20 protein-coding genes are annotated in these 22467 nt (G+C 40.4%); 14 read left to right on the top strand and 6 right to left on the bottom strand.

Features of this window, described 5'->3' with window-relative positions; all coding sequences use genetic code 11:
* Nucleotides 1–3 precede the first annotated feature (3 nt).
* From atpA to atpC, 4 genes are read left to right on the top strand one after another with little or no spacing between them, the layout of a single operon-like run.
* Entirely contained in the window at nt 4–1524 is a 1521-nt protein-coding gene (atpA, locus tag ACKWCF_RS16060) for a F0F1 ATP synthase subunit alpha (protein ID WP_409478624.1), read from the top strand.
* A 12-nt stretch (nt 1525–1536) separates the two neighbouring features.
* Nucleotides 1537–2412 carry an ATP synthase F1 subunit gamma gene (gene atpG / locus ACKWCF_RS16055; RefSeq protein ID WP_409478623.1) on the top strand — a complete coding sequence of 292 codons (876 nt, stop codon included), beginning with the start codon at nt 1537–1539 and terminating at the stop codon, nt 2410–2412.
* A gap of 35 nt (nt 2413–2447) precedes the next feature.
* Nucleotides 2448–3857, top strand: coding sequence for a F0F1 ATP synthase subunit beta (gene atpD / locus ACKWCF_RS16050; protein WP_409478622.1), 1410 nt, complete (start codon nt 2448–2450; stop codon nt 3855–3857).
* 25 nt (nt 3858–3882) lie between these two features.
* Nucleotides 3883–4302 carry an ATP synthase F1 subunit epsilon gene (atpC, locus tag ACKWCF_RS16045; RefSeq protein WP_409478621.1) on the top strand — a complete coding sequence of 140 codons (420 nt, stop codon included), beginning with the start codon at nt 3883–3885 and terminating at the stop codon, nt 4300–4302.
* 67 nt (nt 4303–4369) lie between these two features.
* Here the strand turns inward: atpC and ACKWCF_RS16040 are convergent, their stop codons facing one another.
* Nucleotides 4370–5443: a CapA family protein gene (locus ACKWCF_RS16040; protein WP_409478620.1), complete on the bottom strand. Its 1074-nt coding sequence runs from the start codon at nt 5441–5443 to the stop codon at nt 4370–4372.
* Between the two features lie 253 nt (nt 5444–5696).
* On the opposite strand from ACKWCF_RS16040, the gene ACKWCF_RS16035 reads away from it, so the two are divergent.
* Both ACKWCF_RS16035 and ACKWCF_RS16030 read left to right on the top strand, forming a co-directional pair.
* Complete coding sequence (locus tag ACKWCF_RS16035) at nt 5697–6479, top strand: hypothetical protein (RefSeq protein WP_409478619.1); 783 nt, start codon at nt 5697–5699, stop codon at nt 6477–6479.
* Between the two features lie 13 nt (nt 6480–6492).
* Nucleotides 6493–7257, top strand: coding sequence for a hypothetical protein (locus ACKWCF_RS16030; RefSeq protein WP_409478618.1), 765 nt, complete (start codon nt 6493–6495; stop codon nt 7255–7257).
* Here ACKWCF_RS16030 and mfd read toward each other — a convergent pair whose 3' ends face one another.
* Complete coding sequence (gene mfd, locus ACKWCF_RS16025; protein WP_409478617.1) at nt 7258–10791, bottom strand: transcription-repair coupling factor; 3534 nt, start codon at nt 10789–10791, stop codon at nt 7258–7260.
* 235 nt (nt 10792–11026) lie between these two features.
* Between mfd and ACKWCF_RS16020 the strand changes: the two genes are divergently transcribed.
* Genes ACKWCF_RS16020 through ACKWCF_RS15990 form a run of 7 tightly spaced genes read left to right on the top strand, consistent with a single transcriptional unit; the run spans nt 11027 to nt 18354 of the window.
* Entirely contained in the window at nt 11027–11398 is a 372-nt protein-coding gene (locus tag ACKWCF_RS16020) for an NADH-quinone oxidoreductase subunit A (protein ID WP_409478616.1), read from the top strand.
* Nucleotides 11399–11415: 17 nt separating this feature from the next.
* Nucleotides 11416–12558 (top strand): complex I subunit 1/NuoH family protein, encoded by a 1143-nt coding sequence (locus ACKWCF_RS16015; protein ID WP_409478615.1) that lies wholly within the window; start codon nt 11416–11418, stop codon nt 12556–12558.
* Between the two features lie 14 nt (nt 12559–12572).
* Nucleotides 12573–13109 carry an NADH-quinone oxidoreductase subunit J gene (locus ACKWCF_RS16010; protein WP_409478614.1) on the top strand — a complete coding sequence of 179 codons (537 nt, stop codon included), beginning with the start codon at nt 12573–12575 and terminating at the stop codon, nt 13107–13109.
* Complete coding sequence (gene nuoK / locus ACKWCF_RS16005; protein WP_409478613.1) at nt 13096–13422, top strand: NADH-quinone oxidoreductase subunit NuoK; 327 nt, start codon at nt 13096–13098, stop codon at nt 13420–13422. The genes ACKWCF_RS16010 and nuoK overlap by 14 nt, the downstream gene beginning before the upstream one ends.
* A 5-nt stretch (nt 13423–13427) precedes the next feature.
* Nucleotides 13428–15362: an NADH-quinone oxidoreductase subunit L gene (gene nuoL, locus ACKWCF_RS16000; RefSeq protein WP_409478612.1), complete on the top strand. Its 1935-nt coding sequence runs from the start codon at nt 13428–13430 to the stop codon at nt 15360–15362.
* 3 nt (nt 15363–15365) lie between these two features.
* Nucleotides 15366–16892, top strand: a complete 1527-nt coding sequence (locus ACKWCF_RS15995) for a NuoM family protein (RefSeq protein WP_409478611.1) — start codon at nt 15366–15368, stop codon at nt 16890–16892.
* Between the two features lies 1 nt (nt 16893).
* Nucleotides 16894–18354, top strand: coding sequence for an NADH-quinone oxidoreductase subunit N (locus ACKWCF_RS15990; RefSeq protein WP_409478610.1), 1461 nt, complete (start codon nt 16894–16896; stop codon nt 18352–18354).
* Here the strand turns inward: ACKWCF_RS15990 and ACKWCF_RS15985 are convergent.
* The gene (locus ACKWCF_RS15985; protein WP_409478609.1) at nt 18293–19540 is read right to left on the bottom strand and encodes a Fic family protein; all 1248 of its coding nucleotides are present in this window, start codon (nt 19538–19540) and stop codon (nt 18293–18295) included. The two genes, ACKWCF_RS15990 and ACKWCF_RS15985, sit on opposite strands and share 62 nt — an antisense overlap.
* Before the next feature lie 88 nt (nt 19541–19628).
* Complete coding sequence (locus ACKWCF_RS15980) at nt 19629–20825, bottom strand: patatin-like phospholipase family protein (protein WP_409478608.1); 1197 nt, start codon at nt 20823–20825, stop codon at nt 19629–19631.
* 193 nt (nt 20826–21018) lie between these two features.
* Here ACKWCF_RS15980 and ACKWCF_RS15975 point away from each other — a divergent pair, with 193 nt between their 5' ends.
* Entirely contained in the window at nt 21019–21486 is a 468-nt protein-coding gene (locus ACKWCF_RS15975; protein WP_409478607.1) for a hypothetical protein, read from the top strand.
* A 5-nt stretch (nt 21487–21491) separates the two neighbouring features.
* On the opposite strand, the gene ACKWCF_RS15970 is transcribed toward ACKWCF_RS15975, so the two are convergent.
* Both ACKWCF_RS15970 and ACKWCF_RS15965 read right to left on the bottom strand, forming a co-directional pair.
* Nucleotides 21492–22127: an FTR1 family protein gene (locus ACKWCF_RS15970; RefSeq protein ID WP_409478606.1), complete on the bottom strand. Its 636-nt coding sequence runs from the start codon at nt 22125–22127 to the stop codon at nt 21492–21494.
* Nucleotides 22128–22158: 31 nt separating this feature from the next.
* Nucleotides 22159–22467, bottom strand: a complete 309-nt coding sequence (locus ACKWCF_RS15965; RefSeq protein WP_409478605.1) for a cupredoxin domain-containing protein — start codon at nt 22465–22467, stop codon at nt 22159–22161.

Genomic DNA, 22467 nt, shown 5'->3' with positions numbered 1-22467 from the left:
TTGATGGAAACACAAATCAGAGCCGATGAAATTGGCCGTATTTTAAAAGAACAAATCTCTAAATATAATAAGACGGTTGAAGTTGCTGAAGCAGGAAGCGTGCTTTCTGTAGGTGACGGTGTTGCCCGCGTTTATGGTTTAGAAAACGTAATGGCCGGTGAATTAGTTGAATTCGCATCAGGCGTTAAAGGTATGGCGTTAAACTTAGAAGCATCTCAAGTGGGTGTGGTTATCTTCGGGGAAGACCGCGACATTAAAGAAGGCGATACAGTTAAGCGTACAAAACAAATCGTATCAGTTCCAGTTGGCCCAGAATTATTAGGCCGTGTAGTAAATGCGTTAGGCGAGCCAGTTGATGGCAAAGGCCCTTTAAACGCTAAAGAAACTCGTATCGTAGAATTAAAAGCTCCAGGTATCGTTTACCGTAAATCGGTTCATGAGCCTTTACAAACTGGTATCAAAGCTATTGATGCCTTAGTACCAATCGGACGTGGTCAACGTGAGTTAATCATCGGTGACCGTCAAACTGGTAAAACAACTATCGCGATCGATACTATCATCAATCAAAAAGGCCAAGGCGTTCACTGCTTCTACGTAGCGATCGGTCAAAAGCAATCTACAGTATCATTAGTAGTTGAGAAATTACGTCAAGCAGGCGCGATGGATTACACAACTGTAATCACGGCTTCAGCTTCTGATCCAGCTCCTATGCAATACTTAGCAGCGTACACAGGAACAGCTATGGCTGAATACTTCCGTGATTCTGCAAAACACGCCTTAATCATTTACGATGACTTAACGAAACAAGCTCAAGCTTACCGTCAAATGTCATTATTATTACGCCGTCCTCCAGGACGTGAAGCCTACCCAGGCGACGTATTCTATTTACACAGCCGTTTATTAGAGCGCGCAGCGAAAGTTTCTGATGCAGTTGGTGCTGGTTCATTAACAGCATTACCAATGATCGAAACTCAAGCGGGCGATATCTCTGCGTACATCCCAACAAACGTTATCTCGATCACTGATGGCCAGATCTTCTTAGAATCAGATTTATTCTATAAAGGTATCCGTCCAGCAATTTCTGTTGGTAAATCAGTATCACGCGTAGGTGGTGCCGCTCAGATTAAAGCGATGAAGCAAGTTGCCGGTTCTATGAAATTAGAATTAGCTCAGTTCCGTGCGTTAGAGGCATTCGCGGCTTTCGCATCTGACTTAGATAAAGCTTCTCAAAACCAATTAGCTCGTGGTCGTCGTTTAGTTGAAGTTTTAAAACAAGGTCAATACCAACCAGTAAAAGTTGAAGAGCAAACAGCAATGATTTTCGCCGCTTCTAACGGTTATGTTGATTCAATCCCTGAAACTGATGTTAAACGTTACGAAAAAGAAATGATCGAATTCTTAAAGCAAAAATACTCTGCTGTATTAACAGATATCGTTGCTAAGAAAGCGATTTCTGACGACAACAAAAAAGAATTAGTTAACGCGCTTAACGAATTCAAAGCTGTTTTCCAAGCTAGCAAATAATTGAGGGCTTAGATGGCAAGTTTAAAAGACATTCGCATGCGAATTGATTCGACAAAGAATACTCAGCAAATCACGAAAGCGATGAAGCTGGTATCTGCGGCGAAACTACGTCGTGCACAACACAACATCACAAATATGAGACCGTATGCGGTAACTTTGAAAAAAGTTATCGCCAACATTACGGCAACTCAAAAAGTGACTCATCCGTTGATGACAGCAAAAGACTCTGTAAAAAAAGTTTTACTTGTTGTTTTAACTTCGGACCGCGGTCTTTGTGGTGGCTTTAATACAAATATTATCAAGTTCGCTGATAAATACCGTGCTGAAAACGCACCTAAATTAGAAAAATTAGATTTTTTCTTTATCGGTAAACGCGGTGACGATTTCTTTTCTAAACGTGGTGTTAAATCTATCGAAACTTACTTCAAGTTAGATAAAGATATTTCTTACGATTTAGCTAAGGGTGTCGCTGAAAAATTAATTAATCACTACCTTGATGGCAGCTACGATGAAATTCGTTTAGTTTACAATGAGTTCCATTCGGCGATCTCTCAAGTTGTAACTTGTGAAACTCTTCTTCCGATTCAAGTTGAACAAACTTCTTTCGATGCAGAGGGCTCTCAATTTTCTAAAGACATCATCTTTGATCCATCTCCAGAAGCGATCGTTGAAGAGTTATTAAAAAAGCACTTTAACTTATCGGTTTATAAAGCAATGTCTGAATCAGTAGCGTCTGAGCATGGTGCTCGTATGTCTGCTATGGAAAATGCGACTAACAACGCGAAAGAAATGATCAACAAATTAACTCTGACGTACAACAAAGCTCGTCAAGAAAAGATCACTACAGAGTTAACAGAGATCGTATCTGGTGCCGAAGCAATTAAATAATTTTTTAAATAGATAAAGATTAAGAGGAAATAAATATGTTAAAAGGTAAAGTAAAACAGGTTACGGGAGCGGTTGTTGACGTTGAATTTGACGGCGCAGAACTACCACCAATCAACGGCGCATTACGCGTAACAAATAAATTCATCTCTGATAAAGCATTCAACTTAGTATTAGAAACAGCACAGCACTTAGGTGACAACACTGTTCGTACGATCTCTATGGACTCTACTGAAGGTTTAGTTCGTGGAACTGAAGTTCAATACACTGGTAACATGATCACTGCACCAGTTGGCCGCGAAGTATTAGGCCGTATCATCAACGTAGTTGGTGAGCCAATCGATGAAGCTGGTCCGGTAAAAACTAAAGAACAATGGCCAATCCACAGAGCGGCTCCAAAGTTTGAAGACCAAGCAACATCTGCAGAGATGTTAATGACGGGTATCAAAGTCGTAGACTTATTAGCTCCATACGTAAAAGGTGGTAAAATCGGTTTATTCGGTGGTGCCGGCGTAGGTAAAACAGTTCTTATCCAAGAATTAATCCGTAACATCGCTACTGAGCACGGTGGTTTCTCTGTATTCGCTGGCGTAGGCGAGCGTACACGTGAAGGTAATGACTTGTGGATGGAAATGAAAGAATCAGGCGTTATCGAAAAAACGGCGCTTGTGTTCGGTCAAATGAATGAACCTCCTGGAGCACGTGCACGCGTTGCTTTAACTGGTTTAACTATTGCGGAATACTTCCGTGACGTTGAAAAACAAGACGTTCTTTTCTTCGTTGATAACATCTTCCGCTTTACTCAAGCGGGTGCCGAAGTATCAGCGTTATTAGGTCGTATCCCTTCTGCGGTAGGTTACCAACCTACATTAGCAACTGAGATGGGTGTGATGCAGGAACGTATTACTTCTACTAAAAACGGTTCGATCACTTCAGTTCAAGCGGTATACGTACCAGCCGATGACTATACGGATCCAGCTCCAGCAACTACGTTCACTCACTTAGATGCTACAACGAACTTAGACCGTGATATCGCCGCTCAAGCGATCTTCCCAGCGGTACATCCGTTAACTTCTACTTCTCGTATCTTAGATCCTTTAGTAGTAGGCGAAGCGCACTATAAAACAGCGCGTGACGTTCAAGCGTTATTACAACGTTACAAAGAGTTACAAGATATCATCGCGATCTTAGGTATGGACGAGTTATCTGAAGAAGATAAGTTAGTTGTATTGCGCGCACGTCGTGTACAACGTTTCTTGGCTCAACCATTCTTCGTTGCTGAGCAATTCACTGGTTTAACTGGTAAATACGTTGATATTAAAGACACTGTTCGTTCATTCCGCGAAATCTTAGATGGTAAACATGATGCTATGCCAGAACAAGCGTTCTACATGGTTGGTACTATCGAAGAAGCTGTAGAAAAAGCGAAAAAATTAGCTGCGGGTTAATCCCCAGCTAATTAAAAGGAACAATATGTTTAAATTAAACTTATTAACTCCGGAAAAAAAGGTTGTTGTTGATCAAGAGATCACAGAAGCCGTTATCCCAACGATCTCAGGTGAAGTTGATATTTTACCTGGGCACGTTCCGATGATTGCTAACCTTGGCACTGGGATTTTAAAATTCAAAGTTAAAGAAACTGGTTCGACTTTTAAAGCCGTTATCAGCTCTGGCTACTGTGAAGTAAATCCTGAAGGCGTAAACATCCTTACAGAATCAATTCAATTAAAAGAAGAGATCTCTGAAGAAGCAGCTAAAGCCCAAGTGGCAGCAGCTAACGCGAAATTAACTAAAGAATCTTTAACTGATGCTCAGTTTGAAGAGACTTTAAAGGACGCGAAAAAAGCTCAAGAGGGCATTAACTTAGTGAACGAAAATATTCGTCACCACTAATTTAAGAGCGCAAATTCTTAAAATTAAAAACCAAGGTTAAAAGCCTTGGTTTTTTTGTATCTAAAATTTAAGGTAAGGCGTTAGAGTCAGCTGAGCGAATAATTCCGTTTTTCTCAAACGACAAACCGCCGCCGTTAAATTGCTCCTGAGTCATGTTGTAAATCGTCTTTAGGGCGCCAGCCTGTTTATCCACTTCAATTCTGTGTGGCCCTTTTTTTTGAATAAATGAAACAATTTGTCCACCGATAAATTCGCCGTTACGGTTAATTTGATAACGAATCAACGGAGCTTGTCCCGAAGTGCCATTCGTGCTGATGCCTCGGCCGGTTAAAAAATTTCCCAAGCTATAGATAATTAATTTCTTATTATAAAGCTCAAGAGCGCGTGGCACGTGTGGACCGTGCATGATGATCGAATCTGCGCCTGAATCAATCGCCGTGCGTGCGAACTTGACCGAATCACCGCGGTTTTCGCCAAGATACATTTCTGTTCCATTAAGTGAAACGTGAGTTGAACCTTCGCCACCTACATGCGATGAAACTAAAACGATATAGCCTTCTTTTTTTAATTTACGAATTTCTTCGTACACAGCAATCGGGTTAGTGATACTTCTTTTACCCGCGTAAAAATCTGTGGCAATCAAGGCGATCTTGTTTCCCTTAGCAGAAAGTAAAGCGACTTCGCCAGCCTTAGAAGAGTACTGTAAGCCAAGCGTTGCCAGCGTTGCTTTCGTGGATTGAATTCCAGCTTGTCCGAAGTCTTTGACGTGGTTATTCGCCAAAGAGATCACATTAAATCCAGCGTCGATTAAACGTTGGCCCATAGCTGTTGGAGTTTTAAATAAATAACGATTCGGTCCTGGTTTTTTTCCATCGGGTTGAGGTTCGCCGTCGAATAAAGTTCCTTCTAGATTTGCAAAACGCACATCGGCTGCTTGAATCCATTGTTTCGCCGGATCAAATAACCCGAAACCATTATCCGGAGGCAACATGCTTTCATCAGGATAGTTGGTGCCCATCATCACATCACCGACTGCGCTAATGATAATGTCATCTGAAGCGGCCATGGCAGCAGACACCAAAAGCTGCGATGAAATAAGCGCAGCAAAAAACAATTTTAATTTCGACGGACGCAATGGCATAAACGTTCTCCCGACAAGTTATGTTCAGAGGGTTTGCGATAAACATTCCACATAGGAAGGCCTAAATTAGAGATGACAGCAAAAATCCGGTTAAGTGATTTACAATGAGACACCAAAAGTCAGCGTCTAAAAGTTTGACAGTGGTGTTGCAGACAAAGGTCCTAAAACTTTCGTCCTCTTTTTAAGAGAAATTCGCGCTATTTTAAACAAACGGTCAACAGCTAGAATCGAATAGAGCTAGAATGAAAAAGATATGAATTCACTCTTAAGAGCCTGTCTTATCTTTGCGGTTACAAACTTGAGCGTTTTTGCGTTTGCACAAGATTATTCTGAGCCTTTAGGGGGCGACGAAATCATCGTTGAAAGCAAACAAGATTTAACCGATTCATATAAAAATCGTCGTAAAGATTTCGGTGCACTTTTTTCTGTAAACTACGAGCGTTACTACCCAGAAGAACACGTTTCTGTAATTCAAAATAAAAGTTACGAAGAAATTTCTGATGGCGAACCAATTCCAGTCATTAGCGCTGAAATTGGTGTGAAATATAATTTTTCTTTAGGTTCGATGTCGGCCCTTTTTGGTTATGGCATGGGAACCTACTCAAATGAAAATCAAAATCTTGATGGTGTAAACGTAAAGATCACGAAGCTTGATTTAAATTTTGCACTAGATAACTTAACATCAGAGCCATGGATTGTGCCTTATGTGCAAGGCGGAGTTCATCAGCTTGAATGGGAAGAAGACAGTTACAACGGTTCAGAAAATATCGTTGAAACATTAATTGCCAAACCAAACGCGCATTACAAAGTGGGCGTGTTGTTTCAGCTGAATTGGATTGAAAACTGGATTGATCCAAGCACGACAGCCGAAGGTTTGCGATCTTCAGGTTTAGAGAATACTTATTTAGATGTTTTTTATACTGGCTACTCCGCTTACGCAGAGCCTGACCCATTAGTAGGAGCCTTAGGCTCTGATGATAGTGAGGCTAATCTTTCCAGCTCTGGCCTTGGCATGGGACTTAAACTCGAGTTCTAAAGGGTTTTATTAAATGCGATTTTTAGTGTCGGTGATTGTTATTTTATCCTCTCTAACAGAGGCGGTGGCCTGTGGCTTGCGGGCACCCTCGTCAGCCAATGATTTGCTTTCGGTGATGGAACAAGTAGAAGCGCCAGCGACAAAAGAACTTCCAAAAATGATTGTTTATGGATCTGATTCGTTAACTGTAACCAACAAACAAGGTGAAGAAATTTCTGTCGATGAAAATTTAGAAGTAAAACCAGGTATGACAATTTCTTCTAAGTCAGGCAAAGCACAGCTTATTTTGCCGAGCACCGGGCAGGTGATTGAACTTCTTCCGATGACCACGCTTAAAGTTTTAGAGCTGAATAAATCATCGGATGAAAAAATCTGTAGTGTCAGTTTTCAAATGCAATCAGGCCGCGCGACTTTTTCGTCAAATCATTTGGAGCGTGAAAAAGAATGCAAACCCTCACAAGAGGGCGTGTTTGAAGTTGTGACCAACCATGTGGGCATTACACCAATAGGCACGAAATACAATGTTGATCTGAGCCAGGAAATTGCTGAGCTTAACGGTGAAGAAATTTCTGTTGATAAGGGTTCGGTTAAAGTTCGCATTATTAAATTAAAAAAAAGTCGTAAAAAATCTTCTGGCAAAGAAGAAAACTTAGCCGCCAGCGATTATGTTTTTGATGAGCAAAAGCCTGTAACAATTAAGGCGGGCAAAAAAGCGCGTGTGAAAAAAGGCAAAAAAGACCGCTTAGCCGATATTCAAGTAGTTTATCCCGAACAATAACTACACTAAACTTAATAAGTACTGAAGTTCTTCGTAAACACCTGACCAGGTGATCGTGTTCATGCGCACATTTAAACGCTGATCTGGAGTGATCGAATATTTTTTATTTTCACGCATCGCCAGCTGAATAGCGGTTTGTGGTTTTAATTTTGTTTGTTCAGTGAAAACTAAAGAAATATTTTTTAACCCTGCACTGATATCACGAACACCAAGGTTCTTACATTGTCTGCGAATGAGCATTAAACCCATTAAATTCACAACCGGTTCTGGCAACTCACCGAACTGATCTTTAAGTTCATTTTCGATTTGATCTAAGTCTTCTTGCGATCTGATATCGGCTAAAGCTTTGTAATAACTTAAACGAATACGAATATCTTTAATGTAAACATCTGGAATAAGCGCAGGAATACGTAAATTAATTTCTGGATCAAGCTCTTGATCAGGCGTAGTTTCGCCTTTGGCTTCAGCCAAAGCTTCATTTAACAGATCCATATACATTTCATAGCCCACACTATTTACGTGACCCGATTGATCATCACCTAAAATATTTCCGGCACCACGAAGTTCTAAATCGTATTGCGCAATTTTGATTCCTGAACCTAACGCTGAATTATCTTGAATAATTTTTAAACGCTCTTGCGCATCTTTTTCTAAACGTTTGTCTTTAGGCATCAGTAAATAACAATAAGCGCGCGCCTTACTGCGGCCAACGCGTCCACGTAATTGGTAGAGTTGTGATAAGCCAAACATATGCGCCTGATCGATAAACATCGTGTTGGCACGTGGAACGTCCATGCCGGATTCAACAATGGCCGTACAAATTAAAACGTCAATCTCGTGATTAAAGAATGCCAGCATCGCTGCTTCTAATTCTTCTTCATCCATTTGGCCGTGGGCCACTTTCATTCTGGCATCGGGAACGATTTGTCGTAACTCATCCGCAATGCCGTAAATAGATTGTACGCGGTTATGAATAAAATAAACTTGCCCACCACGAGCAATTTCTGCCGTAATGCCTTTACGAATTAGCTCTGTATCAAATTTTGAAACGAAAGTTCTGGTCGGTAAGCGGTCAACCGGAGGCGTGTTGATGATTGATAAATCACGAACACCTGTAAAACTCATATTTAAAGTTCTTGGAATCGGCGTTGCTGACAATGTTAAGGTATCAACGTTGGTTTTAAGTTTTTTAACTTTCTCTTTATGAAGAACACCAAACTTTTGCTCTTCGTCGATAATTAATAAACCTAAATCTTTAAAGACCACATCTTTACTTAATAAACGATGTGTTCCGATTAAGATATCTACTTTGCCGTCTTTAAGCTCAGCTAGAGTTTTCTTTTGATCCGCTGTAGAAACAAAACGGTTTAAAGATCTAATTTCATAATTAAAACCAGCAAAACGCTTTTTAAATGTTTCTAAATGTTGAAAAGTTAAAACGGTTGTTGGCGCAAGAACAGCCACCTGTTTTTTACTGGCCACAGCTTGAAAGGCTGCACGCATGGAAACTTCAGTTTTACCAAAGCCCACATCACCACAAACTAAACGATCCATCGGGTGTTCAGAGTGAAAATCTTTTTGAATTTCATGAATCGCACGTAGTTGATCGTTGGTTTCATCATAGGGAAACGCACGCTCAAATTGGCCGTACTTAATTTCATCTAATAGTAGTGGAAAACGCGTGATTTCGGCGCGCTTAGCATAAAGCTGTAAAAGTTCGGCGGCGATATCGCGTAAATGTTTTTTAACTTTGGTTTTGGTTTTTTCCCAACCTACGCCGCCTAATTTGTCTAAAATCGTAGTTTGTGCAGCTCCTGAGAATTTTTGCAACTGACCTACGCGATAAACCGGAAGATAAAGTTTGTCTTTATCTTTGTACGCAACCTGAATAAATTCAGACTCAATGCCGGCTACGTTCATAATTTTTAAGCCTTCGTAAACGCCGATACCGTGCTTAACGTGAACAACTAAATCATTAGGCTTTAAATCACCGAAACTTAAACGTTTCGCATTTTTAGAAAACTCTTCGTAAGAACTTTGCGAAGCAGCCCGTTGTTTGCGGCCAAAAAAATCATCAGCCCGTAAAAAAACAATTTGTTCTTCGTGGAGCAACACGGTTTCGCCAAGATCACGCGGAATTAAAACCGCAGGCTGATTAGGTTGATCTAAATAACTTAGCCACTTATCCCAGTCATAACTGGCATTACCAGAGGCCGGAGCCACTTCAAAACCAACCTCTAAGCGGTCTAAAAGATTTTTCAGACGATCAAGTTGGGTTTGGTTTTTAAAAGAAATAAAAATTTTGTATTTATCTTTACGCCAAGTTTGCAGTTTCGGCGCAGCTGCTGAAATCCACTCAGTTGACCCAGGTGTTTTGTTGTAGGCTAATTGTGTAAATTCAGTCAGTGGGCTTGATTTATATTCAATGCGCTCTTCGAGTGAAGATTCATCAGTTAAAAAAGCTAAATTAGAAAATTGTAAAGTTTGCGAACCTTCAGGATAAATCACTTTATCAAACGAAAAATAAAGTTCTTCAACTTCTGGTTTAAATAAAGTTGTTTCAGCAGCGCGATAATCACTCACAACTTCTTGATAAAATTCATCAGCTTTTCTGGCTACCTCAACCGGGTCAACCACGACGACATTTAAACCTGAAGAAAAATGTTCAAGCGGCGAAGTTAAACTGTCATAAGAATAGGGAAGTAAATATTCAGCGCCAGGAAATAAAGTTTTTTGTGTTAATTCACGCAGCAACTCGTCGCGCTCGGCATGCGGCACCGGACGATCATTTAATTGTTTACGAAATTTTTTAACAACCGATTCTAAATTATCGTCAGTTAATTCATATTCATATACTGGAGCTAAATGTAAAACGCGAGTTTCATCCTCACTTAATTGCGAAATATTAGAAAAATATCTGAGCGTTTCAACTTGATCGCCAAAAAGCTCCAAACGAATGGGCTTTTCTTCGGCCACCGAAAAGATATCAACGATACCCCCGCGGATAGAGTATTGACCGCGGTCTTCAACAACCGGAGCTGGCTGATAACCTAAATCATGAAAGTACTCAGCTAAGTTTGCTGGCAGCTCATCGCCGGATTTAATAGCACGACATCTTTTTTGAAACTCATTAAAGGGGGCTGACCTTTGCTGGAGCGCCGAAATAGGCGCAATAAAAATGTTGTTTTTTTCAGCGTTTGGTTGATTCGCCCAATACAAAAATTTTGAACGATCCCACGATGATGAAGGCGAAGGATAAAGTCCCGAATAGGGCTGAACATCAAAATGTTTTAAGATATGACAGCGAAATTCGTTTGAAAAAAAGCTTATTTGTTTAGCAAACAACTCGGCTTCATCTAAACTTGAAACTACGACAAGTATCGGCAAGCCGTTGAAATTAGTAGTAAAATGTTGAGACAATAAAAATGAAATGGCCGCAGTTGATTGTGTACCAACCACATTGAACAATTCTTTTTTTCTGCCGGCGGCTCGAAGAATAATTTCTTCTAAGCGCAGCTGATATTGAGTATTCACGGCTACAGATTCCTAAATATGAATCATAATTTTTTCGAAGAGCTTAAGATGTTGCCAAAAAATTATTCTTTCGTCACTCAAGAAAACTGAGTCGACAAACAATCTTTAGGTGGATTTTCAGCACAGTTTTCAGCCCGGCCCAGAAGTGAATTTTCATTTGGTTTTTAAGTGAACGCTTTGTATAACTAAGTAGTTAAAACTATTCGTTAAAAAACAAAAAGAACAAGGAGGCAAGATGCCTTTAGGTGGGATCATTTTTATCACGCTTTTTATCGGTGTGTTTGGGGTAATTTTAATTTACCTAGCGCGCTGGACAGGTGGCCGTGCGAAACGCACTAGCGCCGCTAAAATGGAAATCTACGAGTGTGGTATTCCAGAACAAGAAAAAAAGGACACTAAAATTTCTGTTAAATTCTATTTAACAGCGATCTTGTTCATTCTTTTCGATATCGAAATTATTTTCATGTACCCATGGGCAGTTGGCTTTAGAGAATTCATTCACTCTGGCGCAGGTCCATTCGTATTCGGATCAATGATCATCTTCTTAGCGATTTTCATTTTCGGTTTATGGTGGGAAATCAAATCTAAAGCTCTTGAGTGGGACTAGGAAAAGGAAACTAATTTATGATGGATATGGGAAGTACTCCTTTTGAAATTACAATCAACTTAGTGAAAACTGTTTTAGTTTTCTTAATGATGGTTCAACTTGTTCCGATTTTAGTTTGGGTTGAGCGTCGTGGTTCGGCTTTCATTCAAAATCGTTTCGGACCAAACCGTATTGGACCTTTAGGTTTATTACAGCTTTTAGCAGACGCGGTTAAATTCTTAACGAAAGAAGATTTCGTACCAGATAAAGGGAACAAATATTTATTCTACGCGGCTCCGATCTTCGCTTTAATTCCGGCTTCAATTGCTTACATGGCGATTCCAATGTCGACTCCGCTGATCATTGGTGATTCAAAGTTCTTAATTCAAGGTTTTGAAATTAACGTAGGTATCGTTTTCATTTTAGGTGTTTCGTCTTTAGCGGCATATACAATTTTGATGGCAGGCTGGGGTTCAGGAAGTAAATTTGCTTTAATGGGTGCGATGCGCGCGGCAGCTCAAATCGTTTCATACGAATTAGCTCTTGGCCTTTCGATCGTTGGCGTTATCATGACGTACGGAACGTTTAATCTTTCTGATATGATTGCTCAGCAACAGGGCGCTTTAACTTTCACAGGTTTTGGTAGCACGTTTACGGCTCATTTCTTACCTAACTGGGGTATTTTCTATCAACCACTAGGCGCTTTAATTTTCTTTGCTTCGGCGTTTGCTGAATCAAATCGTCTACCGTTCGACTTAGCAGAGGGCGAAGCTGAGCTTGTGGCCGGCTTCCACACCGAGTACGGTGGATTCAAGATGTTAATGTTCTTCATCGGTGAGTACGGCCACATGATGATCGCTTCTGGTTTATTTGCGACATTCTTCTTGGGCGGTTACAATATTCCATACACAACTGTTCAAGGTGTTCACGACTGGTTAATGACGACTTTTGGACTTTCAGTTGACGGTGCTAACATCGCTTCAACGGTAGCTCACTTTCTAATGTACAACGTGAAGTTCTTAATCTTGCTTTGGATCTTTATCCATGTTCGTTGGACTTTACCGCGTTTCAGATATGACCAATTAATGGATCTTGGTTGGAAAACAATGCTTCCTTGGGCATTAGCGAACACGATCTTAACTTCAATCGTTATCTTTGCAGCTACGCAATTTGCGTTCTAAGAAAGTAGGAATTTGTGACAGATGCAATTTTATTTTGGTTTTTAGCTCTTGTAACTGTGTGTGCAGGACTATCTGTAGTTCTAATGTCTAATCCGATTTACTCAGCGCTTTCATTAGCGATGACAATGGTGGGCGTGTCGGCATTGTTTGTAACACTTGGAGCTTATTTCGTAGCGGGCGTTCAATTAATCGTTTACGCCGGTGCGGTCATGGTTTTATTCGTGATGGTTCTAATGCTTTTCGACTTAAAACATGAAATCCAAGCTTTTACTCGTGGTAAAATCACAGGCGCTATCAAAATTGCCTCAGTGGGTATTTTAGCGGGTTTAGTTGTTGGCGCGATCACTTTAGGAACCAAAGCTATCGAAGTTTCTAAAGCAGCAGAAACAGCAACAGGAAAAACTTACGACAACAACACAATGTCGTTAGCACAAAACTTATTTTTACAAAACGTTTTCGGCTTTGAAGCCCTAGGCGTACTTCTTTTAGTAATCGCAGTTGGAACTGTGGCGTTATCACGCAGCAGAGGGGGCACACATGCCAGAGACTAATATTCTTACAACAATCGGCTTAGAGCACTACTTAGTGTTATCAGCTGTTTTATTTTCGATGGGCATGGCCGGAGTTCTTCTTCGCCGCAACTTGATCGTATTATTAATGTCGATCGAGTTAATGTTAAACGCGGTGAACATCAGCTTCGTGGCGTTTTCGAAATACAACAACAACATCGAAGGCCAAATCATGGTTTTCTTCGTTATGACAATCGCCGCAGCTGAAGCAGCAGTTGGTTTAGCCCTAGCGGTTTCAATCTTCAAACGCTTCAAAGAAGTTAACATCAGATTCTTCGAGCACTTGAAAGGGTAATGTAGATGAGCCACCAAGCATTGATTGCAATTTTGTTATTAAGCCCTTTTGTGGGATTTCTTTTAAACGGTACACGCTTTCGGTCGCAAAACTACGTTTTAGCGGGCGCGATCGCAACGGGTGCGGTTTTTATTTCTTTTATCTGTTCAGTGATGTTGATGATGAATTTAATCGACTCTCCGGCAGAACAAAGACGTCTAACAGCTAATTTCTTTGAATGGATTTCCGTAGGCGGATTTAAAGTAAATGCCGGTTTTGTTGTGGATCAGATTTCTTCAATCATGATCTTAATCATCACAGGCGTAGGTTCTTTAATTCACTTATTCTCGATCGGTTACATGCACCACGATAAAGGTGTTACAAAATACTTCGCGTATTTAAATCTTTTCGTGTTCAACATGTTAATCTTAGTTTTGGGCGATTCATTATTAACGATGTTCGTAGGTTGGGAAGGCGTAGGTCTTTGCTCTTACTTATTAATCGGTTTCTGGTTCTCTGATGCAGCCAAAGCAGCAGCGGGCATGAAAGCCTTTATCACAAACCGTATTGGTGATGCCGCTTTCATTATCGGTATGTTCATCTTATTCTTCTCGTTTGGCACATTAAATATGTTTGAACTAAACGCTTTAGCTCCAACAACTGTTGAAGCAAGCTGGTTAGGTGCTGCAACTCTTGGAACATTAATGTTATTTATCGGTGCAACTGGTAAATCAGCACAGGTTCCACTTTATGTATGGTTACCAGACGCGATGGCGGGTCCAACTCCAGTATCTGCATTAATCCATGCGGCGACGATGGTAACTGCGGGCGTTTACATGATCGTGCGTTTAAACCCAATGTTCGTAGCGGCTCCAAATACAATGATGGTTATCGCTATTGTTGGGGCGATCACAGCGGTGATGGCTGCAACAATTGGTTTAACTCAATATGATATCAAAAAAGTTTTAGCTTACTCGACAGTATCTCAGCTTGGTTACATGTTCTTGGCTGTAGGTGTTGGTGCTTTTGGCGCCGGCATGATGCACTTAATGACTCACGCTTTTTTTAAAGCGTTAATGTTCTTAGGTTCTGGCTCGGTGATCCATGCTATGGAAGGTGAGCAAGATATCAGATTAATGGGTGGTCTTAAAAAATATTTACCAATCACTCACTTTACTTTCGTAATGGGTTGGTTAGCTATTATCGGATTTCCGTTCTTCTCAGGCTTCTTCTCTAAGGATGAAATCTTATGGTTTGCTTACTCTTCAGCGCGCGGCAGTGTTTTCTTGTGGGTTGCGGGCGCATTAGGTGCCACGTTAACGGCGTTCTATATGACTCGTTTAATGGCGCTAACTTTCTGGGGTAAATCTCGTGTTCCAAAAGAAGTTCATCCACATGAATCTCCATGGATCATGACTATTCCATTAATCGTTTTAGCTATCTTATCTGTAATTGGCGGTTTTATCGGTGTTCCGCACGCGATCTCTGAATACTTAGGCCATATTCCAAATTACTGGGAACATTGGTTAGAACCAGTTATTCGTAAATTACCAGAAGTTGCTGGTGAGCACTCTGTTTCTGAGGAATTTGCTTTAATGGGCACGTCGGTAACATTAGCGTTAATTTCTGCATTTGCGGCTTTCCGTATCTACACAAATGGCAAAGGCACTAATGAGCAAATTGCAAAAGCGCTTGGTCCTGTGTACAAAGCCGTGGATAACAAATACTACGTTGATGAAGCTTACTTTGCTGGAATCATTAACCCGCTAGTAAAACAATCGCAAAATTTATGGATGTATATCGATGTGAACTTCATCGATAAAACAACTCATGTGATCAGTGATATGACTAAAGGAGCAGGCTCGTTAGCTCGCTCATTCCAAACTGGAAACATGCAACAATACGCAATGTACATCGGCTTAGGTGTGGTTGTGGTTCTAACATTTGTGTTGATGAGGTAGTAAATGTTGTTATCGGTCGTTTTATTTTTACCACTGGTTTTCGCGCTTGTTTTGGCTTTATGGCCACAAAAAAGCACAATTCGTCATTTAGCTTTAGGGTTTTCATTAATTGAATTCTTAGCGTCGCTTGCGATTTTAAGAAACTTCGATGCAAATTCTGCGGCTTTACAAATGGTTGAGCAGTACGCTTGGGTTCCGCGTTTCGGGATTTCATACTTTATCGGTATTGACGGTATTAGCTTGATGTTAATCATGCTGACTACATTCTTAACTCCGATCATTATCTTGGGATCTTGGACTTCAATCTCTGAAAGAGTTAAGGGCTTTCACGTTGCACTATTTGTTTTACAAACTGCAATGATGGGTTCTTTCTTGGCGATGGATGCGGTTTTATTCTACGTATTCTGGGAATTATCTCTTGTTCCAATGTATTTTATCGTTGGTATTTGGGGTGGTGCTCGCAGAATTTACGCCACAATCAAGTTCTTCATCTACACGATGGCGGGCTCAGTCTTAATGTTGTTAGCGATTATCTTCTTAATGCGCCTAACTCCAGAAGTGACTGGCGGATCAATCTCTGCAAGCTTACTTGATTTCTATAAGTTACAAATTCCGTTTGTAGCTGGCGAATTCTTTACAGCGCAAACATTACTTTTCTTTGCTTTCGCTTTAGCGTTTGCCATCAAAGTTCCACTTTTCCCATTACATACATGGTTACCCGATGCCCACGTTGAAGCTCCAACGCCTGGCTCAGTCGTTCTTGCTGGTGTGATGTTAAAAATGGGTACGTTTTGTTATTTGCGTTGGGTGATTCCATTATTTCCAGAAGCCGCTGAACACTTTGCGTGGTTCTTCGTAGCTCTTGGTGTGATCGGTATCGTGTACGGCGCTTTGGTTGCGATGGTACAACCGGATGTGAAAAAATTAGTAGCTTACTCTTCAGTTTCTCACATGGGTTATGTGATCTTAGGAATTTTTGTGATGAATCAATACGGTGTAAACGGTGCTTTATACCAAATGTTAAATCACGGGATTTCAACAGGCGCGTTATTCCTTCTTATCGGCATGATTTACGAACGTACGCATTCGCGCATGATCGCTAAATACGGCGGATTAGCAAGTGCACTTCCTATTTTCACAATTATGTTTGTGATCGTAACAATGTCTTCAATCGCGGTTCCGTTAACAAACGGTTTTATCGGTGAGTTCTTAATCTTAATGGGTTCTTTCCAATATTCTCCGATTGCAGCTGGTATTTCTGTATTGGGCGTAATCTTAGGTGCGGCTTACATGTTATGGATGGTTAAACGTGTATTCTTCGGCCCTAAGGGTGAAATCGTTACTCACGCTGAAGAAGATAAAGAACATGCATTGCATGATTTAAGTGTACGTGAGTGGGTTGTTATGACTCCGCTAATTATCTTAATTTTCTGGATGGGTATTTTCCCGAACCACTTTATGGATTATTCGAAAAAGAGTGTTGATCACTTAATTTCAAATAAACACAACTACACGTTAGAGGTGAAATAATATGAATATCACAGTAGGTCTTACAGACGTTTTATTAGCTTCACCGTTAATCGTATTGTTCTTATTCAGCTTAATTCCATTAACGATTAAAACTTTACGTGGAAACTCTGAACAAAACCCAGCAGCTACAATCGTGATCGCGTTAATCGGTTTAGGTTTAACAGCAGGCTTATTATTAGTGTTCGGTGGTTCTGATAAAACAGCATTTAATAACCAGTTATTATTTGATGGTTTAACTCAGTGGTCTTCGTTGTTAGCGATTATCGCTTCAGCGGGTGCATTAGTGATGATGTATGAAAACCCAGCGACACGCGGCAAACAATTCTCTGAATTAATTTTCTTAGCGTTAAATTCAGTGCTGGGAATGATTATCTTAGTTGCGGCCGTTAACTTAATTACTGTGTTTATCGGTTTAGAGCTAATGTCGTTATCGCTTTACTTAATGATCGCGATGTCACACGAACAAAAAATCTCTAAAGAAGCCGCGATGAAATACTTTGTATTAGGTTCTTTTGCTTCGGCGATTTTCTTATACGGAGTTTCTTTCGTGTTCGGTTCGTCTGGTTCAGTGAATATCACTGACTTTATGCAATCAGCAGCGACTTTAGTTAAAACGAATAAATTATTCTTATTCGGTATCGTGTTTGTAATTTTAGGCTTTTGCTTTAAAGTTTCAATCGCTCCATTCCATGCTTGGGCGCCAGATGTTTACCAAGGAGCTCCAACTCCGGTAACTTCTTTCATGGCTACAGCGGTAAAAGCGGTTTCTTTTGCAGCGTTCTTACGTGTTATCGCAACTCAAACATTAGTAGGTTCACAAAACTTATTTGATGTTATGCAGTGGTTAGCAGTTATCACTATGACTGTGGGTAACGTGGCTGCGATTATGCAAAATAACTTTAAGCGTATGCTAGCGTACTCTTCAGTAGCTCACTCAGGGTATCTATTAGTAGGCTTAATCACTTCAGGTATCAGCCAAAACTCGGCGTACTCTGCTTCAAGCGTAATGTTTTACTTATTCGCTTACAGTATTATGACGTTAGGTGCTTTTGCGGTTGTTTCTTTAATCGAGCGTTCTGAAAACGCTGTGGTTAATACTGATGATTTAGCAGGTTTTGCGAAAAACCAACCAGCCTTAGCAATGTGCTTAACGATCTTTATGTTATCGTTAGCAGGTATTCCACCAGCACTTGGTTTCTTCGGTAAGTTCTACCTATTCAGCGCTGCGGTTAACGAAGGTTTATTGTGGTTAGCTTTATGGGGTGTTTTAAACTCTGTCATCAGCGTTTACTACTACTTACGCCCAATCGTTGTTATGTACATGAAAGATGGCGAAGCTGATGTAGCTGACCACTCATTACACGCAACTACTGTGACTGTGTACGTATGTGCCTTCATTATTATTTTGGTAGGCTTATTCTCGGGTCCTTTATTTGACCTTGTTGAAAAAAGCTTGGGTTAATTTTAACCGCATCTAAGTTTTTAAACTTATTGTTCCAGGGGTGTTTTTGCTCCATAGATTGAACCGTTCTACAGCCATAGGACGGTTTTTCTTTTTTCTGGCGATATTCTTCAGCGCAATTTTCTAATCTTCGCACCATTGTTTCGATCACGTAGTACGTTTGATCAACGTATCTATCGAATGTTTCAAGCACATCATTTTGTAAATCACCGCCAGGCGCATACGGCATTTTAAAATTAGCCAAAATCATATCCTGGGCAGCACGCGAAGTTCTTCCGTTACCATCAGAAAAAGGATGAATCGTCACTAACCACTTTTGCACTAATGCTGAAAACTCAATAGGCGGCATAACGGGTTTACCAGCACGGTAAAGTTCAATATTTGCTTTGATGAAACTATTTAACCAAGAAATCTGCAAAGGAACCATATCACTTGAAGCAAAGCCCACGAAATATTTATCGGTACCACGAGAAGAAACTGTCATGTTCACGGCAAACGAGGCTTGAGCTGAAGCTTTGCCATTATATTTTTCGACGACATCAGAAAATTTTGCACCGATCAAAGATTCCCACAAGGCTTGCGCTTCACGCATAGATTCCTGGGCCGCAGGCACTTGATCTTTCGGTCCAGAGTTATACGCTGTCCAACCTACCTGGCCATCGCCACGATGACGGTAATCTCCTGGAGTAGAATTAGAATCTTTAATTCCCGCTAAATGATTGCGGCTGATATCGCCTTTGGAATTTTTTAATAAGACAGCATTAAAGTTTGAAAAATTTAAATGATCGTAACCCAAACCGCGCGAGTCAAAGCCACCGGTTTTAAAAAGAACAAAAGATAAATCATCATCACCGAATAAAGAGCGGATACCAGAATCCCAAACTTCCCATGTCGTTGGAGCCGGCTTATAAATAAATGAGGGCAGCATTTCTATTTGGCGGGCATTTTCATAACTTGTGCGATCAACAAAACGAAGTAAGCGGTATTCGGCCAAATCAGCGACATTAATTCCGATTTCAGCAAAATAACTTCTAACTTTGCCGTAACGGTCTTGAATTTCACAGTCTTTTTGAAATAGTTTAGCTTTGCGCGGATTTTCTTGCGGAAGTTTAAGATAGCTGTCGCACTCAGCGTGGGCTGAAACAGTGACCCAAAATGAGACAAAAAATAGAGCTAACTTTTTCATGGCAGACTCCTTCGCGAGATGAAGAAATACAATGCGAGAAGTGCTCCAAATAGAGGTGAGTTTTATAAGACTAGGGCGTACACAGGTTTTACAGATGACGTAAAGTGCTTAACCCCGATTTAAACCCAATCCACAGAATTTTTTCTAGGATTTCAGGGTTTAAAGAGAAGTGGTCAGCAAAAAACATTTCATAGTTCTGAGGGCGGGGCGCGATGTAGACGTAATCGACTTCGGGCTTAAAGACTAAATTCTTTTCGATAGAACCTAAGATTTTATTCGTTAACTCAGAAGATACTCCCTCAGTGGCGCAGATTTTTTTAAGCTCGCCGTAGAGTTTTTTCTTTTGATCTTGATATTGAATCGAACGAGCCACTTTTTGTTCTAAAACCTGATAAAGCGCTTGGTTTACAATCGCCGGAATGCCGTATTTATGTAACGAACCCATTTCTTCGGCGTAGTGATAAGGCTGCATCGAATAAGAAGCGATAATTAAATCAGCACCATGATCAGCAGCCACGTGCGTACTTAAAGTGTCGCGAATTTCTCCGTCGTAGAGATAAATCTCTTTTTTATAATCAGGTAAAGTAATCGGGTAGGGTGCAAAAACCGGCGGAAGAGCAGTTGAGGCCGCGACCGCCTCTGAAACTTTTGAAGTTCCAAGGTATAAGGCGTTTTCATCTTTACTGTTTTCCAGATAATTACCAAAAACCACCTTGCGGGAATGGTTCAGCTGGGTTGCGATGATATAAAGCTCGACCCCTAAACGTGAAAACTCATTTTCATCTAAAACATATTTGCGTAGATAACGTTCAATTCCGTTGGTGTTAAATAAACCGTTTAATTTGAAACCTTCTTTTAAAAAGACCTCAATACCACCCGTTAACATCGATTTACGAAATAAGGTTTCAGGTAAAAAACTTAAGATACGGGCACTGTTAATATTAAACATGTGGCGGTAGCCGATAGGTTTTAAGTTTTCTTCTTCGGGTACGGCATAAAACGGCGAATCACCGGCGCCCACTTGAAAGGCTGTAATTAACGATTCGATTGATCGGCCTGAAGCAAGAACGGCACTAACGAAAGCGCCAGCACTGGAACCAACATAAGTTTGAATCTTTGGGCCCTTGGTATTACGGATTTGCACGGACTCTTTTGTTCCGCCTTCAAAGACAAATCCCTTTTCTTTCAGCGCTAAGCAGACGCCAATATGAAAGGCGGCCGCTTTAATTCCGCCACCACTTAATACTAAGGCAATCTTTTTCTTATCGTGAATATTCACCGACATAAGCCTAGTTAAGCACGATCAAGGTCTAGTGTAAACCCCACCAAAGTCGTGACTACTCACGGTTTTTGCTTAAAAAATGACGCAAATCTTTGGGTATCCACGTCAAAAGTCTGGAATGAAAAAAGTCTAGAATCCTTGTTTGACAAGCCTTTCGGCTGTGCTAGGCTTGAATAGTCACCAGGAGGCCTAAAGAATGTGGTTACCTTTAGCTGAATACTCAATGAAACATAAAGTGAGTATTTCCACGTTAAGACGTCGGATTAAGGCTGAGGACATTCAATACCGCTTGGAAGACGGAAAATATTTTATTTTCGACACAGACCCGACAGCTACAACAACAACAACTGTCGAAAATAGAATGAGCAACCCAACTGTTGAGGCCCATCGCCCCTCCCTAAAGAGTGATTCTTCAGCAGTTATGGAAGCGCATCAAAAGGCGGAAGGTGAATCCGTGATCACCGCAGCCAACCGTTTATTAACGGATCTGAAAAAAGCCTACACGCAAGTGTTACAAGAAAAAGAAGAACAAATTGTTTCGTTAAAAGAAGAAATCACAGATCTTCGCACATTAGTTCGCGTTCTTGAATCTGAAAACCAACGTTTGAACCAAAAAAATAACCCGCAATACACGGGCTATTCTCAGCAAAACTTAGATTACTAATTAGTTTACGCTAAAGCTTGGTATTTACTGTATGCGGTGTAGATCAACTGCACGGCAGCGGCAAATAGCAATACATTAGTTACTCTGAAAAACCATTTGTAGTGAAGTTTTCCTAAAGTCTTTTGCAATAAAACATAAATTACATAAGAAACAACAACCGCTAAAGCGATTTGTAGCGATAAATTCACTAACTTATTCGCTGTAGCTTCAATCAATTCGCCACTTAAAAATAACACTGTTTCTAAACCTTCACGGGCTACGGCTAGGAAAGCAATTAAACTTAAGCTAATTAAACTCTGCTTGTTTAAAGCATTTTCAACTTTTTCAGTTAAGTCAGATTTTAAATTTTTAGCGTTTTTATGCATCCACCACATAACATGAATAATCATTAATCCGGCCACCAGTGGAAAACCAACATCAATATAATTCATAGTTGATTCAGAAACGGCATCTGGAATAAACATGATTGAAGTGCCCAGCGCAATACTTACAAAAATGCCAGCAAGCACACCAAAAATTAAAAACATCCAGTGCTTTTTAGTCGTGGCTTCATCTTTTTTCAAAACCGAAGTTAAGATGCCGATGATTAAAAGAGCTTCTAAGCTTTCGCGTAAGACGATAGAAAATGTTGTCCAGTTCATATGCCCTCATTTCGGCGAAGCCGAATAAAAGTTATTTAACGATGATTTTACCTTGGCAAGTGTCCATGTGGAATTCGCCAAAGATATCGTATTCACCAGACGTTAACGGCTTAACTTTAAATTTAGCCGTACGTTTTGGTGGAATAATTTTTTCGATCTTTAAAGAATTGCTTTCAAACTCTTCAGCGGTGTTGTCTGTGTTTACAACTTCAATTGTAAATGCGGTATTTGCAGGAACCTCTAAAACACTTGGATTCATAGTTCTATTTTTAAGTTCAATTTTAAAGGTTGGATCTTCTGCAAAAGCCAAATTAGAAAATAATAATAACGATAATAGCAT

This window comes from Pseudobdellovibrio sp. HCB154, assembly GCF_046267985.1.
GTDB lineage: Bacteria > Bdellovibrionota > Bdellovibrionia > Bdellovibrionales > Bdellovibrionaceae > Pseudobdellovibrio.
This window is presented reverse-complemented; position numbering and strand designations above follow the sequence as displayed.

Excerpts from the sequence above, each read along its gene's own strand:
- atpA (WP_409478624.1), top strand. The coding sequence starts at position 4 with ATGGAAACACAAATCAGAGCCGATGAAATTGGCCGTATTTTAAAAGAA.
- atpG (WP_409478623.1), top strand. The coding sequence starts at position 1,537 with ATGGCAAGTTTAAAAGACATTCGCATGCGAATTGATTCGACAAAGAAT.
- atpD (WP_409478622.1), top strand. The coding sequence starts at position 2,448 with ATGTTAAAAGGTAAAGTAAAACAGGTTACGGGAGCGGTTGTTGACGTT.
- atpC (WP_409478621.1), top strand. The coding sequence starts at position 3,883 with ATGTTTAAATTAAACTTATTAACTCCGGAAAAAAAGGTTGTTGTTGAT.
- ACKWCF_RS16040 (WP_409478620.1), bottom strand. The coding sequence starts at position 5,443 with ATGCCATTGCGTCCGTCGAAATTAAAATTGTTTTTTGCTGCGCTTATT.
- ACKWCF_RS16035 (WP_409478619.1), top strand. The coding sequence starts at position 5,697 with ATGAATTCACTCTTAAGAGCCTGTCTTATCTTTGCGGTTACAAACTTG.
- ACKWCF_RS16030 (WP_409478618.1), top strand. The coding sequence starts at position 6,493 with ATGCGATTTTTAGTGTCGGTGATTGTTATTTTATCCTCTCTAACAGAG.
- ACKWCF_RS16020 (WP_409478616.1), top strand. The coding sequence starts at position 11,027 with ATGCCTTTAGGTGGGATCATTTTTATCACGCTTTTTATCGGTGTGTTT.
- ACKWCF_RS16015 (WP_409478615.1), top strand. The coding sequence starts at position 11,416 with ATGATGGATATGGGAAGTACTCCTTTTGAAATTACAATCAACTTAGTG.
- nuoK (WP_409478613.1), top strand. The coding sequence starts at position 13,096 with ATGCCAGAGACTAATATTCTTACAACAATCGGCTTAGAGCACTACTTA.
- nuoL (WP_409478612.1), top strand. The coding sequence starts at position 13,428 with ATGAGCCACCAAGCATTGATTGCAATTTTGTTATTAAGCCCTTTTGTG.
- ACKWCF_RS15995 (WP_409478611.1), top strand. The coding sequence starts at position 15,366 with ATGTTGTTATCGGTCGTTTTATTTTTACCACTGGTTTTCGCGCTTGTT.
- ACKWCF_RS15990 (WP_409478610.1), top strand. The coding sequence starts at position 16,894 with ATGAATATCACAGTAGGTCTTACAGACGTTTTATTAGCTTCACCGTTA.
- ACKWCF_RS15985 (WP_409478609.1), bottom strand. The coding sequence starts at position 19,540 with ATGAAAAAGTTAGCTCTATTTTTTGTCTCATTTTGGGTCACTGTTTCA.
- ACKWCF_RS15980 (WP_409478608.1), bottom strand. The coding sequence starts at position 20,825 with ATGTCGGTGAATATTCACGATAAGAAAAAGATTGCCTTAGTATTAAGT.
- ACKWCF_RS15975 (WP_409478607.1), top strand. The coding sequence starts at position 21,019 with ATGTGGTTACCTTTAGCTGAATACTCAATGAAACATAAAGTGAGTATT.
- ACKWCF_RS15970 (WP_409478606.1), bottom strand. The coding sequence starts at position 22,127 with ATGAACTGGACAACATTTTCTATCGTCTTACGCGAAAGCTTAGAAGCT.
- ACKWCF_RS15965 (WP_409478605.1), bottom strand. The coding sequence starts at position 22,467 with ATGCTATTATCGTTATTATTATTTTCTAATTTGGCTTTTGCAGAAGAT.